14 protein-coding genes are annotated in these 16,011 nt (G+C 45.4%); 5 read left to right on the plus strand and 9 right to left on the minus strand.

Going from position 1 to position 16,011, the window contains the following annotated elements; translation table 11 throughout:
• Position 1: 1 nt before the first annotated feature.
• The gene (locus NST33_RS22830) at positions 2 to 1,078 is read right to left on the minus strand and encodes an iron ABC transporter permease (protein ID WP_339308754.1); all 1,077 of its coding nucleotides are present in this window, start codon (positions 1,076 to 1,078) and stop codon (positions 2 to 4) included.
• A 484-nt stretch (positions 1,079 to 1,562) separates the two neighbouring features.
• On the opposite strand from NST33_RS22830, the gene NST33_RS22835 reads away from it, so the two are divergent.
• The 3 genes from NST33_RS22835 to NST33_RS22845 all read left to right on the plus strand — a co-directional run bounded on the left by NST33_RS22835 (position 1,563) and on the right by NST33_RS22845 (position 4,226).
• The gene (locus NST33_RS22835) at positions 1,563 to 1,985 is read left to right on the plus strand and encodes a MarR family transcriptional regulator (protein ID WP_339305182.1); all 423 of its coding nucleotides are present in this window, start codon (positions 1,563 to 1,565) and stop codon (positions 1,983 to 1,985) included.
• A gap of 56 nt (positions 1,986 to 2,041) precedes the next feature.
• On the plus strand, positions 2,042 to 2,902 hold the full coding sequence (locus NST33_RS22840) for an alpha/beta fold hydrolase (RefSeq protein WP_339305184.1): 861 nt from the start codon (positions 2,042 to 2,044) through the stop codon (positions 2,900 to 2,902).
• 124 nt (positions 2,903 to 3,026) lie between these two features.
• Positions 3,027 to 4,226, plus strand: coding sequence for an MFS transporter (locus NST33_RS22845; protein WP_339305186.1), 1,200 nt, complete (start codon positions 3,027 to 3,029; stop codon positions 4,224 to 4,226).
• Between the two features lie 114 nt (positions 4,227 to 4,340).
• Here NST33_RS22845 and NST33_RS22850 read toward each other — a convergent pair whose 3' ends face one another.
• The gene (locus tag NST33_RS22850) at positions 4,341 to 4,793 is read right to left on the minus strand and encodes an Lrp/AsnC family transcriptional regulator (protein ID WP_339305188.1); all 453 of its coding nucleotides are present in this window, start codon (positions 4,791 to 4,793) and stop codon (positions 4,341 to 4,343) included.
• Positions 4,794 to 4,963: 170 nt separating this feature from the next.
• On the opposite strand from NST33_RS22850, the gene NST33_RS22855 reads away from it, so the two are divergent.
• The gene (locus NST33_RS22855; RefSeq protein WP_339305190.1) at positions 4,964 to 6,148 is read left to right on the plus strand and encodes a serine hydrolase domain-containing protein; all 1,185 of its coding nucleotides are present in this window, start codon (positions 4,964 to 4,966) and stop codon (positions 6,146 to 6,148) included.
• A 56-nt stretch (positions 6,149 to 6,204) separates the two neighbouring features.
• Here the strand turns inward: NST33_RS22855 and NST33_RS22860 are convergent, their stop codons facing one another.
• The 4 genes from NST33_RS22860 to NST33_RS22875 form a co-directional block, all read right to left on the minus strand.
• Complete coding sequence (locus tag NST33_RS22860; RefSeq protein ID WP_339305192.1) at positions 6,205 to 7,566, minus strand: amino acid permease; 1,362 nt, start codon at positions 7,564 to 7,566, stop codon at positions 6,205 to 6,207.
• Positions 7,567 to 8,426: 860 nt separating this feature from the next.
• Positions 8,427 to 9,125 carry an RNA polymerase sporulation sigma factor SigK gene (gene sigK / locus NST33_RS22865; protein ID WP_062329827.1) on the minus strand — a complete coding sequence of 233 codons (699 nt, stop codon included), beginning with the start codon at positions 9,123 to 9,125 and terminating at the stop codon, positions 8,427 to 8,429.
• Between the two features lie 130 nt (positions 9,126 to 9,255).
• The gene (locus NST33_RS22870; protein ID WP_036615241.1) at positions 9,256 to 9,435 is read right to left on the minus strand and encodes a hypothetical protein; all 180 of its coding nucleotides are present in this window, start codon (positions 9,433 to 9,435) and stop codon (positions 9,256 to 9,258) included.
• A gap of 219 nt (positions 9,436 to 9,654) precedes the next feature.
• On the minus strand, positions 9,655 to 10,587 hold the full coding sequence (locus NST33_RS22875; protein WP_339178317.1) for an alpha/beta hydrolase-fold protein: 933 nt from the start codon (positions 10,585 to 10,587) through the stop codon (positions 9,655 to 9,657).
• Between the two features lie 531 nt (positions 10,588 to 11,118).
• Between NST33_RS22875 and NST33_RS22880 the strand changes: the two genes are divergently transcribed.
• Positions 11,119 to 13,434: a hypothetical protein gene (locus NST33_RS22880; protein WP_339305194.1), complete on the plus strand. Its 2,316-nt coding sequence runs from the start codon at positions 11,119 to 11,121 to the stop codon at positions 13,432 to 13,434.
• Between the two features lie 66 nt (positions 13,435 to 13,500).
• On the opposite strand, the gene NST33_RS22885 is transcribed toward NST33_RS22880, so the two are convergent.
• From NST33_RS22885 to NST33_RS22895, 3 genes are read right to left on the minus strand one after another with little or no spacing between them, the layout of a single operon-like run.
• Positions 13,501 to 14,748, minus strand: coding sequence for an MFS transporter (locus NST33_RS22885; protein ID WP_339178322.1), 1,248 nt, complete (start codon positions 14,746 to 14,748; stop codon positions 13,501 to 13,503).
• 26 nt (positions 14,749 to 14,774) lie between these two features.
• Positions 14,775 to 15,701, minus strand: coding sequence for an ADP-ribosylglycohydrolase family protein (locus NST33_RS22890; protein ID WP_339178325.1), 927 nt, complete (start codon positions 15,699 to 15,701; stop codon positions 14,775 to 14,777).
• Positions 15,649 to 15,864 carry a hypothetical protein gene (locus tag NST33_RS22895; RefSeq protein ID WP_339305197.1) on the minus strand — a complete coding sequence of 72 codons (216 nt, stop codon included), beginning with the start codon at positions 15,862 to 15,864 and terminating at the stop codon, positions 15,649 to 15,651. The genes NST33_RS22890 and NST33_RS22895 overlap by 53 nt, the downstream gene beginning before the upstream one ends.
• Positions 15,865 to 16,011 lie beyond the last annotated feature (147 nt).

Raw genomic sequence — 16,011 nt, forward strand, 5'->3', positions numbered from 1 at the left:
GTTAATTTCCTCCAAAACCGTAGCCTTTTTTGACCAGCATATACATAAACATTGGTGCACCAATCATGGCCGTAATAATACCGATTGGCAACTCCACGCTGGATATGAGGGATCGTGCAATAACATCCGTCCAGATGAGGAAAATGGCTCCAAACAGTACGGATACAGGCATCACTTTACGATGGTCTGAACCCACCAGACCTCTGACGATATGGGGAATAATGAGTCCGACAAAACCAATCATGCCACAGCTCGCCACCATAACGCCTGTCACTAAAGCAGTTAACAGCATGTACACCCTGCGGTACACACTCAGATTAATGCCCAGTGTAACGGCTGCTTCATCCCCCAATAACATCGTATTAAGAACTCTGGACTGTAAAAGGAAGAATAGAATCGCCACCAGCACGACGATCCCTACGAGTGGAAGCTTATTCCATCCGGAAGCCGCTAGGCTACCCATGGTCCAGAATGTCACCGTTTTGATGCCTTCAGCATTGTTAGCAAAATAAATAATAAAGTTCGAAAAAGCGCTGCATAACGCGTTAATTACCATTCCGGCAAGCACCAGCTTGACCGACGTCATTTTCCCCCGAATCCCTGCCAAAGTCAGGACCAGTAAGGACGCACCCATCGCACCGGCAAATGCCCAGAAAGCAACCCCCGTCTGACCAAGCCACCCAATCGCACCGAATCCAATGAGAATTGCAAAGGTTGCTCCAAGTGAAGCGCCTGAGGATATACCCAGTATGTAAGGATCAGCTAGTGGATTCTGTACAGCAGCCTGCATAACAGCACCGCACAAGGCCAAGCCTGCGCCTATAAACATCGCCATCAGCACACGCGGGAAACGAATCTGCCAAATGATATCGGTAAAGGAACCTGCCTCAATGGGTGTTGTCCCCCACTGAAATCCCGTTAATTTGGTTAAAAGAATACGATATGACTCCGCCAGCGGAATACGAACCTGTCCAATGGAAACCGCGATCCCTACGGATATAAGCGTAATCATGATTAAAGCTGCAATCAGTATAGCAAACCCGGATTTACTATGAATCAGAGACTCTCTTTTCCCCATACGCTGTGTCTGAACCTGAACCGTCTGTGCCATCTCTTCCCCCATCAATTCGCGTAAAATGTAAAACAAATTAAATTTAGCTATTTACAATGTGTTTTCTCGGATTATAATTGAGAATGATTATCTTTGTCAATTTAAAACACATAGAAAAGGGGTTCATCATTTAATGAAATTCACATCCGGAAGCATGTTGAGAATACAAATAAAACGACGTACCCGCTCACAATTGAGAATTTCATGTAGGTAAAGAGCTGATTGTAGGTGCAAGTCCCGATCTGGTACTCGGACGGGGCGACCTGTTCGCTGATGCAGACTGGGGCGTAGGTACCGTCGATGGATTGAATGACATGAATATTCGTACGTTCGTGCAAACGACGAATCACAAAGGCTCACTCGATAGCCTGTATAGCGATATTGCACAACTTGGGCAGATCGTCACGAAACAAAGCTTGACATTAGTTTGATAACAAACTATATTACACGTATGAAAACAAGAGACGCTATTTCACTCATATCCAAAATTAAAGAGAAGGTCAACCGCTTTATCCTGGCCGAGATGGCTGAGCAAGGAATCCAGGATCTCGCTACGTCCCATGGGGATATTATCTATGCCCTGTACAATAATCATAGGATGACTATGGCTGAAATCGCCAAAAAAATTGGCAAGGATAAATCCACGGTGACTGCACTTGTGGACAAATTGGTGCGGACAGAATACGTCGTTAAGGAGCGTGATGCAACAGATTCACGAGTTGTTCATGTGGCTTTAACTCCAAAAGGCGAAGAATTAAAGCCAGCCTTCGAAGAGATATCACAGCGCATGCTGGACGTGTTCTATGCGGACGTTACGGAAGCGGAGAAAAAAGAACTGCTGCGAATTTTAATGAAAATTCATAGCAACTTCTAATTTTTTTTGGAGAAATAGTTTGATATCAAACTAATAGTTTAGAGGAGGTTTTTGGTATGACGGACTACACTCAATTTTTACCGAAACATGAGGTAAAGAAGATCGGAGAACATGATTTACACTTGGAGATATTCGCTGGAACCCCGCCTCATGACGAAAAAACAACGACCAAGAAGCCCCCACTGCTGTTCGTCCACGGTGCATACACAGGCAGCTGGATGTGGAGCAAATATATCCCCCACTTTGTCCAGCACGGTTGGACCTGTTATGTCATGAACCTGAGAAGTCACTACAAGAGTCGGGTCATGGACATGACAAAGATTACATTTGACGATTATTTGGAGGATATTCGTGAAGTATTGGCGGAGCTCAACGAACCTCCCGTTCTTATTGGCTTTAGCATGGGTGGGATTCTCAGTCAAAAGATTGCAGAAACCGTTACTCTGGCAGGTCTGGTTGTGATCGACGCCAGTCTGAGCAAGGAAGTGCATGAGCTAATCCCCTACCCGGAAAGCAATCGTATCACACCTGGAATTATCATGCCTGCACCTGTCCGTGATGAACTAACCAGTATAGATGAGACGGCAGAAGACATTGCTTTTCAGCTTAAATATCTGCAATCGGAGTCCGCGAAGGCATTTGCTACCTTTTCAGTTCTTTGTGGAGTCGATGGTGTATCCATTAATGGTGACCTGATCCATTGCCCCAGTCTGGTGATCAAGGCTGTTTCCAGTGAAGACGAAGATCAGAGAGGCAAATTAACCGCCAAGCAGCTGCATGCTGCATATGCCGGACTGTGGGATACGACCCATACGGGTTTACTTGTAGGCCAACGGTACATGGAACCTGTCGATATCATCCTTGAATGGCTGAACAGACAGTTCCCCTTTGAATTAACGGAAAAATTCACAAATTAAAATAAATACCATGTTAAAACCTCCTTCTCACCTTTAATCCTGTATGCAAAAGTTTGATTTTTTCAGATAAGCTTATATGCATAGTTCTGGATAGGATTAAAATATAAGAAATGAGGTTTTATTCATGACCATTAACACCCCCCTCCCAAAACAAAGGGAGCTGCCTTCCATATCTTCAGAACGCCTTCCGTGGGCTGGGCTTCTTGCATTAGCCATGGCGGGATTTATTTGCATCCTCACTGAAAGCCTGCCTGCGGGACTGCTGCCGCAAATCGCAAAAGACTTGGGGATCACAGAGGCTCTTACCGGACAGTTGGTGACTCTTTATGCCATTGGATCACTTGTTGCTGCCATTCCCTTGACTGCTGCTACACGCGGATGGAGGCGCCGACCTCTTCTGCTGGCATGCATTAGCGGTTTTCTTGTCTTTAACACCGTTACCGCCTTATCCTCAGATTATATCCTGACACTTGCTGCTCGTTTTATGGCGGGAGTCTCTGCGGGTGTGTTATGGGGAATGACAGCAGGTTATGCTCGTCGGATGGTCCCGGATTCGTTAAAAGGTAAAGCCATGGCCGTGGCTATGGTCGGCACACCGGTAGCATTAGCCCTGGGTGTCCCAATCGGTAGTTTTCTTAGTTCTTATATCGGCTGGCGCCTCATCTTCGGGATAGTATCCCTTCTGACCGTAGCTCTAATCGTATGGGTTTTCTGGAAAATGCCAGACTTTGCCGGAGAGCCCGCTGGGGAACGTCTTCCGCTGCATAAGGTGTTTTTAATTCCGGGAGTTAGGCCTATTCTGTTTGTTGTTCTGGCCTGGATGCTTGCCCATAACATTCTATACACCTATATTTCTCCCTACCTTGCCCAGACCGTATTTGCTAACAGAGTAGACTTGATTTTGCTCATTTTCGGTATTACTTCCATTGTTGGAATTTGGTTAACCGGAATGCTTATTGACCGGTTTTTGAGGAGATTGGTTATCATTAGCTTGGCATCATTCGCTCTGGCCTCTGTCATGATGGGAATCGGTACTCATCAACCTGTCATTATTATTCTTGGCGTCATGATCTGGGGACTTACGTTTGGCGGGGCTGCCACACTGTTACAAACTGCCATCGCTCAAGCCGGAGGCAAAAGCACAGATGTCGCCCAATCGATGCTGGTTACAGCATGGAATCTGGCGATTGGCGGAGGAGGCATCATCGGGGGCATCCTTCTTGAAGTATTTGGAGCAGGATACCTCTCTGGGGCGCTGTTTATCTTGCTCATTCCTGCGTTGCTTGTAGCTATGCGTGCTTATAAATATGGATTTACCAAGTAAGTAAAATAACAGGAAGGCATTTTTTTGCATGAGTTAAACGTAAGACAAAAGAGGAGTTCACTTGATGTGGACTCCTCTTCTGCATTACATTTCAAAGTTTTATAGACTGTAATCTTATTCTGCCTGTGCCAACAGATTTGGTCCTTCCACGAGATTCTTATGTGCAATTGGAGAAGACATGGTGATTAAAGTCATGTAAGTACCGTACGGATCACACTTGTTCTCAAACTCCTCGAGTCCCTGAATGGTGTCTGTGAGGATTTTTAGCAAGTAATTGTACTCCCCGCTTATCCGATAACATTCCACAACTTCAGGTGATGCACGACAGAAATCCAGGAAAGGATAACAATCCCGCGTACGAAAAAGAACATAGGCTTTGCTTTGTTTGCCCAATTTGGAAGGGGAGATCACGGTTCGATATTCCTCGATGATTCCCTTTTCTTCCATTCGTTTGACTCGTTCAGTAACAGCGGGCTGAGATAACCCCACCAGTTTGCCTAGTTCGGTCATGGATAATCTCGCCTGATTCTCCAAGTGATACAGAATATGCTGATCTATTTCGTCCATGTGATCCACTCCTTTAAATACATAAGATATATTCAGAAATTACCTTAAGTATATTCGCTAATTCATTATAATACCTTTAACAAACCATGTAATACAAGATCAATCATTTATATAATAAACACAGTTATCCCGAGAAATCAAATACATCAGTTGGTGAGAGGAAGATAAACATGAGAAAAAAAGACATGACAACATTGCATAATTATGTGGATGAAGCCATTGACCGCGCTCTAAGCGAAAAAAGAATCGTAGGAACAGTTGTACAGGTTGCATTAGGAGGGGAACTGATATATAGCCGGGCTGCTGGTTTCGCAGACAGGGAGCAAAAACGCACCATGTCGGAAAACGCTCTGTTTCGACTTGCTTCCGTAACCAAACCTATTGTCTCGACAGCAGCACTGGCTTTAATCTCACAAGGAAAGCTGAGTCTGCATGATCCGGTGACACGCTGGCTTCCTGCATTCCGGCCCAAACTTGCCAATGGTCAGGACGCTTTAATATCAGTACATCAGTTGATGACGCACACCGCAGGCTTGACATACCGTTTCTTCCAAGAAGACCAGGGAACCTATGAGCTTGCAGGAGTATCGGACGGAATGGATTGCTCTGAAATGAGTCTAGAGGAAAATCTGCAGAGGCTGGCTTCTGCTCCTCTTCTGTATGAGCCAGGAAACATGTGGAGATATTCCATTGCGACAGATGTACTTGGTGCCGTTATCGAAAAGGTAACTGGGATGTCACTACGAAAAGCTGTTCGAACGCTGGTTACTCTTCCACTCCACATGACCGACACTGACTTTGTTGCGGTGGATTCGGAACGATTGACAGCCGCATACGCTAATGGTTCTGAAAAACCGCGTCTCCTTCATAAGGAGTTGGAGCAGATTCCTTTTATTGAGGGTACTGCTGGCTTCCGACTGTCACCCAATCGTGCGAATCGTACTTCTGCTTACTTATCGGGCGGAGCGGGTATGGTTGGAAGTACCGGAGATTTTCTTACTTTACTTGAAGCATTGCGACAAGGAGGACAGCCTCTCCTTACAGAAGCCGTTGCGGCTGAGATGTCTACCAATCAAATCGGTGATCTCGTGATGCCATACTGGCCAGGCAGAGGGTTTGGCCTTGGTTTTACCGTACTTAAAGATCCTGTCGCAGCCGGTACACCGGAATCCCCGGGTACGTGGCGGATGGGTGGAACTTACGGCCATTCCTGGTTTGTTGATCCAAAAGAAGAACTTAGTGTTGCAGCATTCACCAACACGGCACTTGAAGGGATGTCGGGCCAGTATACCACCGATATCTGTGATGCCATCTATGCGAGCATTCGTGAAGGCCAAGAGGCTGCAAGAATTTAAATACGAATAACCGCCCAATATCATTGGGCGGCTTTATTTTGCAACGATGGTAAGACCTACTGTCTGTTATTACTCAAATTTCTCTTTTTAAAAAGGTAGATCCCCGCAACAAGAATAAACCACACCGGCGTGACAAACAGTGCAACACGCGTATCCTCGGCCAATGCCAATACCACTAGCACAAACGCCAGAAACGCCAGGATCAAGTAGTTCGAGAACGGATATAGTGGCAGTTTGAAGCGGCTGCGACTCGCCAGTTCCGGCTGAGTACGACGATATCTGAGATGACAGATGACCATGATACCCCAGACAAAGATGAAGCACACGGTCGACACGCTCGTGATCAGTGTAAATACGCCTTCTGGCATGATATAGTTCAGAACAATCGCAATCAAAATAACAATTGTGGAGAAAAACAGCGCGTTGGAAGGCACTTTCCTGTTGTTCAATCGTGCAAACGACTCGGGTGCGTTGTGATCTTTTGCCATGGAGAACACCATCCGGCTTGTACTGAAAATGGCACTGTTACACGCCGAAGCCGCTGATGTTAACACAACGAAATTCACAATGCCGGCGGCAGCCGCAATACCCACAGCGGCAAACACTTGTACAAACGGACTTTCCGTAGGCACAATGGCGTTCCACGGGTAGATGCTCATAATAATCAGCAGTGCGCCAACATAGAAGAGCAGTACCCGGATCGGAATCTGGTTAATGGCTCTTGGAATAACCTTCTCCGGGTTCTCCGTTTCCCCTGCTGTGAGTCCCACCAGTTCCATGCCTACAAAGGCGAACACCACCATCTGGAACGATATGATGAACCCATGCAGCCCATTCGGGAACCATCCCCCATGACTCCACAGATTGGTGAAGCTTGCTGGACCCTGATCCGTGGTAAAGCCTTTGAATATCATATATAAACCAACAACAATAAGTGCAAGAATTGCCACGACTTTAATCAGGGCAAACCAGAATTCCATCTCCCCAAACAACTTGACCGTTGCCAAGTTCATGATTAGCAAAATGACTAACGCAATTAACCCTGGCATCCACTGAGGTACATTTGGAAACCAAAACTGCGTATATAAACCAACTGCCGTAATATCAGCCATGGCAATGGAAATCCAGCAGAACCAGTAAGTCCACCCTGTAATAAATGCCGCCATATTTCCCAGGTAATCACGCACAAAATCGACAAAGGAATGATACTGCAAGTTGCTTAACAGCAGCTCCCCCAATGCACGCATGATCAGGAACAACACAACACCCGTAATAATGTAGGCCAGCAAGATGGATGGCCCTGTTAGCTGGATCGTTTTGCCTGCTCCGAGAAACAGCCCTGTACCGATCGCACCTCCGATCGCCATCAACTGCACATGTCGGTTCTTTAATCCCCTTGTTAACGTTTCTTGCTGCATGATCAACCACCACTCTCTTTCTGCAAATGCTCTCTACGATGCAAAATATTATTACTCATCATATAATAATCTGCTCAGAATACATATCCCTCATTTATATATTTTTTTGCACAGCAAAGAGGCCACCTTTGTAAGAGGTGACCTCTTGATACGCTCGTATTTCATGCCCTTTGCTTTTATAAGCTTAAGTTGCATCCGATCCATACTATCATCAGCCTATGTACATTCCTTTGTTATTCTCATGCCATGTCATGCTGATTATACATATCTATAGAAGTATACAAAAATATAAGCCAAGCATAGAGCGGCAACAACTAAAAAGGTAATCGCTAACGAACGTTCGGTTTTCCAAATTCGAATCGCATTAGCAACATTAATTATGAATAACGCAAGCAAGTTAATGGTACCCGAGTTTGATTGGAACGAGTTGAAAACGATCATTATAAATCCTACGATCCAGATTAACAAAAACCACAGTGGAGTTTTCCGAAAAAGCTGCTTCATTATGATTTACTCCTTATATATTAAATTGGTCTGTGTACAAGATATTCTTCAATAGGAATGAAAATTCCTTTATTTAGGTCATAACCCCAAATAATTAATACGATTTAGACCCAATTTTAAGTATCTTCACAGTAAAAAGGGCTCCCGATAAGGCGCCCTCTGGTCTGTTCAGCTATTATTTTTGCTTTTCCAATCTGTTCTGAGGATATCAATCAGTGTAATTTCATTGCCCTCTTTGTCCGTACCAATTTCAGAGAGCGCGGTGTATCAAATTTTCGATCTTAATGCATCTCCCTACAAATACGATAGGTTCAGAGAACACCATCTTTTTAACGAAAAGCGCTTTTAACTAGCAACTACTTTTGCTTATAAAACTCGTGGTACAGCTTCATTAACGCTCGCTTCTCAATCCGTGATACATAAGAACGTGAGATCCCCAGTTCCTTCGCAATTTCGCGTTGAGTTCGTTCCTCCCCGCCTGCTTCCAGGCCAAATCGACCGATCACTACTTCCTTCTCCCGATCATCCAGGATGTCGAGATTGCGATAAATTTTGCTTTTTTCAATCTTGAGCTGCACTTTATCTACAACGTCGTCGGCTTCTGTTCCGAGGATATCGATCAGCGTAATTTCGTTGCCTTCTTTGTCCGTACCAATGGGGTCGTGCAGGGATACGTCTTTGCGTGTTTTCTTCAGGGAACGCAAATGCATAAGTATCTCGTTTTCAATACATCTCGCCGCAAATGTGGCAAGCTTTGTACCTTTGCCTTGTTGAAAACTTTCGATGGCTTTGATCAATCCAATGGTTCCGATGGAAATCAGGTCTTCCTGATCTTCACCCGTATTGTCGAACTTCTTGACGATATGCGCGACAAGGCGCAGATTGTGTTCAATGAGCAGATTGCGAGAGTGAGCATTGCCTTCAGCCATAAGACGTAAATGTTTGGCTTCATCATCCTCAGCCAGAGGCTGGGGGAACGCATTATTTTTGACATATGAGACGAGTAACGTTAACTCTTTAATGAATAGAGCAATTGCGGTAAACAATCCGGGCACAGATGACACCTCCTGCAGTTTTACAACGATCTGGCCTGAGCACATGTGGGAACAGGGTCGATCTATTGTATGTAGGCAGTGGCCCAGAAGTGCACGTACACTTGAAAAAGGGGATGATCTTGCGAAGATTTCACAGACTCACAGAAACGATGGATCCCACCCGCTGAAGCAGGAGAAATTCTTTTTCCACACTTTCGATAAAATACTTCTTTTCACCAAATAGGACAACATCATTCTGAGCTAATGAAACATCGCTTTTAAAATAGATCACATTGTCCGTTTCCCGAAACGCACCTTTGTAATAAAACATCCTATTTCTCTCCTTCATGTATCTACCTATGTAATTAACTACCCGCTCCATGTGGATCTGCTTCCTTCATGCTAACATATTCTCTCTCATTCATCATGTCATATTCGCACACTAACCAACATAAAGCCCCAGCCCTGTGCAGAACAGAACTGAGGCTACATATCGATATGAATTCCTGTTTCTCCTGTCGATTGCTTCAAGAAGCTAATTCAAATTAAATTATTTAAAGATTCGTTGTGAGAACTGATACAGGCCGCTGTTCCAGACAGATGGTTCATGTCCACCTACATCCTGATACCAGGTATGCGGAATGTTCATGCTGCTCAAGCCGTTTTTGAAATTCTGGCTGACCCATAACAGACCATCACTCGATCCACAGGAGATCCACAACAATTTGAGTTGGCTAGCGACTTGTCCAGGGTTGGAAACCAGCTGTGATACAGATTGCGTATTCGGTGCAGCCGAGAAGGCCCCTACCCAAGCGAAGGTATTCAGATTTTTCAATCCGAAGTTAAGCGACTGCCCACCACCCATGGACAGTCCGGCTAGCGCACGACTATTCTTGTCTTTGTACACTGGATAATTGGCCTCGATATGAGGAATCAGATCCTTGAGCAGGTCTTGCTCAAACCGTTCAAACGCAGCCACTTTGTCCGGAGCAAAAATGTCACCGACTGGACGGTCGTCCTTCATGGCACGGCCATTCGGCATGACAACGATCATCTGGGACAGCTTGCCTTCCGAATACAGGTTGTCCAAAATGTTCTTGGGTTTCATTGCATTGACCCACTCATGCTCATCCCCGCCGATGCCGTGCAGGAGATACAAGACGTTATACTTTTTATTCGGAGAATATCCTGGCGGTGTATACACGGTCGCTTTCCGTGTATTGCCCACCGTTGTGGAGTAATAGGATATCAGATTGGTATTTCCGTGCGGAATATTGTTTCGATAGCCATCAAAACCCGGTGGTGCCGGCACCACCGAAGTATTAGCAAGCGCATTGTTTGCGTCATTGCCGGATACATTCATAGATTCATACGCTGTGTTCTGAGCACCAACCTCGCTGGAATCCGTAGCAAAAGCCATTGTTGGGGCAATCATGGCAACGATCATCGAAAGACTTAAAAGGATTGTAATACGTTTTTTCATCTCAATTTCTCCTCTCAATTTTGTCAAACTTAAGTATGCGTTTCTCGAAGTTTCACTGGATTACGCTTGATGCTGAAGTTCAACTTTTTTCTAACGCGGTGAAGCAAGCTTCCTCTCAAACCAAAATTGAAAGCCCTTACAATAAACAGGTTAGATCACCTCCCTTCCCTTCAGAAAAAACTGAACCTGTAGATTTCACTCTGTTTTTCCGACATGGAATTACTTATATAGTATATTTAAACTTATTTATCCATTTTTCGCAACAATATTTTCATTTCTAGCGATTCAATTCAATGATCTTATAGCATCAGAGTTTTTCTTCTTTCTTCTTTCTTCTCGAATCCTAATTCAAAAATTGTAAAATACTGTTGTTAAATTGAATATTTTACCTTATTATAACTTCCATAGGGGGGTGTCTATGAACAATTTCAATAGATTCATAATAGTTTTCTTCTGAGAGATGCTTTCGCAAAAGTTTCAACGTCTCGTTCGCCAATATCTTTTGCAACTACTTTATTTTCTGGGAGGAAAATGATGATGTTCAATGTACGCTTTTCGATCAAAAAAGCATGGGCTTCATTTCTGGTTATTACATTATTGCTGCCTTTACTTGTCGGGTTATGGCCATCCAATGTCTATGCTGCATCTAACAATGAAGGAAAAATATCCATAACCGCAGATGATGAGTTCACACTTTTTATAAACGGCAGACAGACGGGAAAAGGCACCGACTGGGCCAAAGCCTATACGTTCCCTGTGCCGATTCAATCTGGCATCAATGTGATTGCAGTTCAAGCGAAGGATATAGGCCTCTATGCGGGACTGCTGGCAGACCTTAGCTACGGAGATGAGAATCTGGTTACGGATTTCAACTGGAAAGTATCTGAACGATATATTGAAGGTTGGGAGCAACCCAAATTCGATGATTCGTCATGGTCACGTGCTACTGACTTCGGACGGTATGGCAGTGATCCTTGGAAACAGATTAGTGGCATGCCTGAGGAGACCAGTGCACGCTGGATCTGGGCAGGCAAGACCAATGTGAATGCTCCAGTTTCAGAAGCATATTTTCGAATCTCATTTAACGTCTCTGAAGATGGACTGGCTATTAGCAATCCCATTTCTTCTTCAGGTCAATTCGAGCAAGTCGATTATCAGTTAAAACCGACCCAACCCATGCCTGCTTCCATGGTGAAGAGACTTCCCGTGGTAAATGCCGTCTTTGAAACGGTGGAAGAGAAAGGTTCAATAGAACTTAGCACCCAAGAGGCTGCCCAAATCGGTAATAACCTAGCTCCTGGTCAGATCTTTCTCGATCAGTCCTCTGCCCGGGCTATCAAAGTTACAAGCGTCAATAGAAGCTCTGGTGGTATGCGGGTAGATTACATCACTCCGGGTGTGGAGGAATTGTTCGATTACTATGATATTCCCGAGCAGGAGGTCTCGTTCGAAGAGCGTAATATCGTCATGCCTGATCCTGAGATGGTATTGGATAGCAAGGAATGGCTTGTTCATGAAACCCCTTCCTTGTTAGAGACCGATATAACTGACGATGCTGAAATGCGACAGTTCAACATCGACAACACGATTCAAAATGATTTGGATGCAAATATGGACAGGGTTGCGGATGCAGAAAGAATGGATATCGCTTCCACGGATATTGCACCCATGGATCTGAATGATGTGATTCGTGCTGCTGGAGCAGGTGATTTTGCCAATTGCAAAAAATCCGGCAATGAGTTTGTCTGTGATTTCAAGAAGGTACTTGTAAATCAACAAAATGCAAACGGTAACAAAGTGTTCGTTGAAGCAGGTGGCAAGCTCACCTTGATTGCACCCAAAGTTACGGGGAAATACGGATTTTGGGGAAAATATGATCTGAAATTTACTGCTGGTGAGAAAGCCAACATCTATATCAAAGGTGATGCCAAGTTCAAAAAAGAGGTCAAGGTTCCAATCATGGGCTTCAATATTGGTGCTGGCAATCTCGGAGCCGTATCAGTCGGCGTTTTTCTGGTCATTGGTATTGACGGCAACGTCACCTTTGAATTTCAGGTCGATCAGGGATACACGGTTACCGCGGGAGTCAAAGGGAAAACACGTGTTTTTATTCCCGTGAAGATCCAGCCTTACAGCAGTGTGAACAGATATCTTACGGTAACCCATAAAATTGAAGGACAGATCACTGCTTGGGCAGGAGCCAAAGCGGAAGTCGGTCTGAAAATTGCCGGCAAAAAAATACTTGAGGTAAGTGTTTTTGCCGGCATTGAAGGCACAGGGAAATGGACAAGCAGCAATAATGTGCCCAGTACCATGTCTCTAAAGATTGATGCTCTCGTCAAAGGAGAAGGAGCTGTATTTAATAAGTCCTTCAAACTCTTCGAGCTGCGCTGGAATTTGGTGAATCTGGTGAAAACCCCTACCAATCCGGGAACCGGACAGAACCTGGCACGAAATGCTGCCATAACGGTAACTTCAACCTATCCCGGGTATTCAGCAGCCCGAATCAATGACGGGGATCGTAACACGGCCTTGGGGGAAAGTTATAGCTGGGCCAATAACCGTAATTCCTCACTTCCCCAATATGTCGTCATTGATTTGCCGGCATCGAGTTCAATCCAGCGAATTGATCTGTATACCACCCAGGGATACCCACTTGCCAATTATGATCTGCAATACTGGAATGGCTCAAATTGGGTGAATCTCGTACAGATTACAGACAATCAAGAGTTAACGCGATCACACACATTTTCAGCAGTCAGTACTTCCAAGATCCGTGTCGTAGCGAGTAAAGGTCCTTCCCATCAGCCAACCTATGTGCGAATCAATGAGCTTGAAATCTATTAAAACAGCATACCCAAAAAGCCTCAGCTCCTGGTTACACAGGATGACTGAGGCTTTCTTGATATCTGTTTAGTATACGGATACTGGATTAACTACCTCTGCACCCTCGGGTGAAGTCTGTCTGTCTTTCATTAACAGACTGATGAACAAGCCCAGCAAACCCAGTGCGGCAATAACTGCGGCATACAAAGGTACAGATATAAGTCCTGTATGGGTAATTGCATATCCGCCCAGATAGGCACCACCTGCATTCCCCAGGTTAAATGCGGAGTGACTTGAGGTAGTCGCAAGTAGCGGTGCTTCACGAGTCATATTCATAATCCGAATCTGAAGTCCCGGCATAATACCAAAAGCGGCAACCCCCCAGAAAAATATCGTGAGCACTGCCAGATACGGATTCTCCAGCGTCAGCGTGAGCACTGCCAGAAGAACAGCAAGGATACCAAAGTTGACGATTAACGAAGGCATCAGCTTCCAGTCTGCCAGACGGCCGCCAACCAAATTGCCCAAGGTTACACCGAAGCCAAACAACACCAGAATCCAGGTCACACTTTGCTCCGCAAAACCGCTAATATCCACAAGCATCGGCGTAATATAGGTGAAGACTGTAAACAAACTTCCGCACCCCAACGCCCCAATAAGCAGAACCAGCAACACTTGGGGACGAACCAGATTCCGGAATTGCTGTCCCAGGTTCGCTGGTGCTCCTTGCGGGAGGACGGGAATGAAACGAATGATACCAATCAACGAAATGATGCCCAAGATCGTAATCGCCCCGAAAGATGACCGCCATCCGAGCTGTTGCCCGATAAACGTACCAAACGGAACGCCAATGATGTTGGCAATCGTAAGCCCCGCGAGAACAACCGATACCGCTCCTGCCCTTCTCTCGGGCGCAACAAGCCGCGTCGCCATGATTGAACCTACACCAAGGAATGTACCATGGGCAAATGCCGTTAAGATCCGTGCCGAGATTAACAACCCATAGGTGGGAGCAATGACAGACAATGCGTTCCCGATAATGAAAATGCACATCAGCAGCACCAGCAGTTGTTTCTGCGGAATCTTGTGTGTAAATACGGTCAAAATCGGCGCACCTACCGCTACACCAAGCGCATATCCCGTAATGAGTTGTCCAGCCTGCGGAATACTTACATTCAGGTCTGTTGCTACATTGGGCAGTAAGCCCATAATAATAAATTCAGTCATACCAATTGCAAAAGCACCTATCGTCAGGCATAACAGGGATAATGGAAACGCCCCTCGTTTACCTGACTGTGAAGCCTGTGGTTGTAATGTGTGTCCAGTCGTGCTCATAGATGTTCTCTTCTCCTGTCTCTTAATCAACGATTTTCTGTCGCCTTTAACCACAAGGCTTCTGTTAGTTGTTCGAACGTTCCACGCATGGCCAGCTTGTCCCGCCAGTGTGCCGGAATACCACTCAATCCATAATAAGCACCTGCGATTTGTCCGTACACCGCACCCGTGGTATCCGCATCATCACCCAGATTAACAGCTAACAATGCGCCTTCCTCAAAACTTGAGGACTTATGAAACGCCCATAGTGCTGCTTCAAGTGAACGAACCACATAGCCGCTGCCCTTAATTTCCGGTGGTTCTTTGCTCTGATAGGAACCCATAACAACCTCTTCAATAGCAGGTGAAAAAGTAGGCTCTTCCCTCCACTGTCTGCATGTCTCCGGCATCAGCATGACGCTCTTGTCCACTCCGCGCAGACCGGCAACAACTATGGCGGCTAGCACTTCACAGGCTTCCACACTTTCCGTTGCAGCATGTGTTGTCCGGGAACTAAGCCCGGCATAGCGGACCGCCTCGTTTGGTTGATTAGCATAAGCCATCACGACAGGTGCAAGCCTCATAATAGAGCCATTGCCCGCCGTCATCGGGTCCGTTGATCCGCTGTAGGCTTCTCCGGTTATCTCAAACCTCTCCAAGGCACTTCGTGTGGCCCCACCGATATCAAAGCAATCGCCTGTGCTGCTCATATACCCGACCTTGTACCAATTGGTGTATCTGCGCATCTGATCTGCAGGATCAAACTCTGCCTTGCGTACCAGACTTTCTGCCAGGCACAGAGCCATCGACGTATCATCTGTCCACTGCCCTGCCTCCAGCCCGAATACGCCGCCACCCACGATATCCCTTACGGGTTCAAATGTGCCCGGGCTACTGAATTCCACGGTAGTTCCCAACGCATCACCCACTGCAAGCCCGATGAAGCAGCCATTGAAACGGTCCTTTTGCAACATGCTTGTCTTCCTCCCTTACTCCATATACTTTCAGAATCTTTCTTCCATTCTCCCACAGGGCCTGATCTGGCGTAAAGCTAATAAAATCCAATACATTCAGCTCCATTTCTTCTATTATAAAAGTGTCGAAAGCTGTTGAACGGCCAGATGATCTAATTTTCATAAAAAAAGTTTTATTTTTTTGAGCTGTAAAAACAGTTTATTCAGTACACCGCTTACATGCAAAAGGGTTAACGGTTTGCAACGTCCATTTTTTTCTGAAAACAAATCATACATGTGAAAATTTTCAATGTGAACAATCATGACGCAC

Origin of the sequence: Paenibacillus sp. FSL L8-0435 (assembly GCF_037965655.1) — a bacterium.
In the GTDB taxonomy this organism is placed as follows: Bacteria; Bacillota; Bacilli; order Paenibacillales; family Paenibacillaceae; genus Paenibacillus.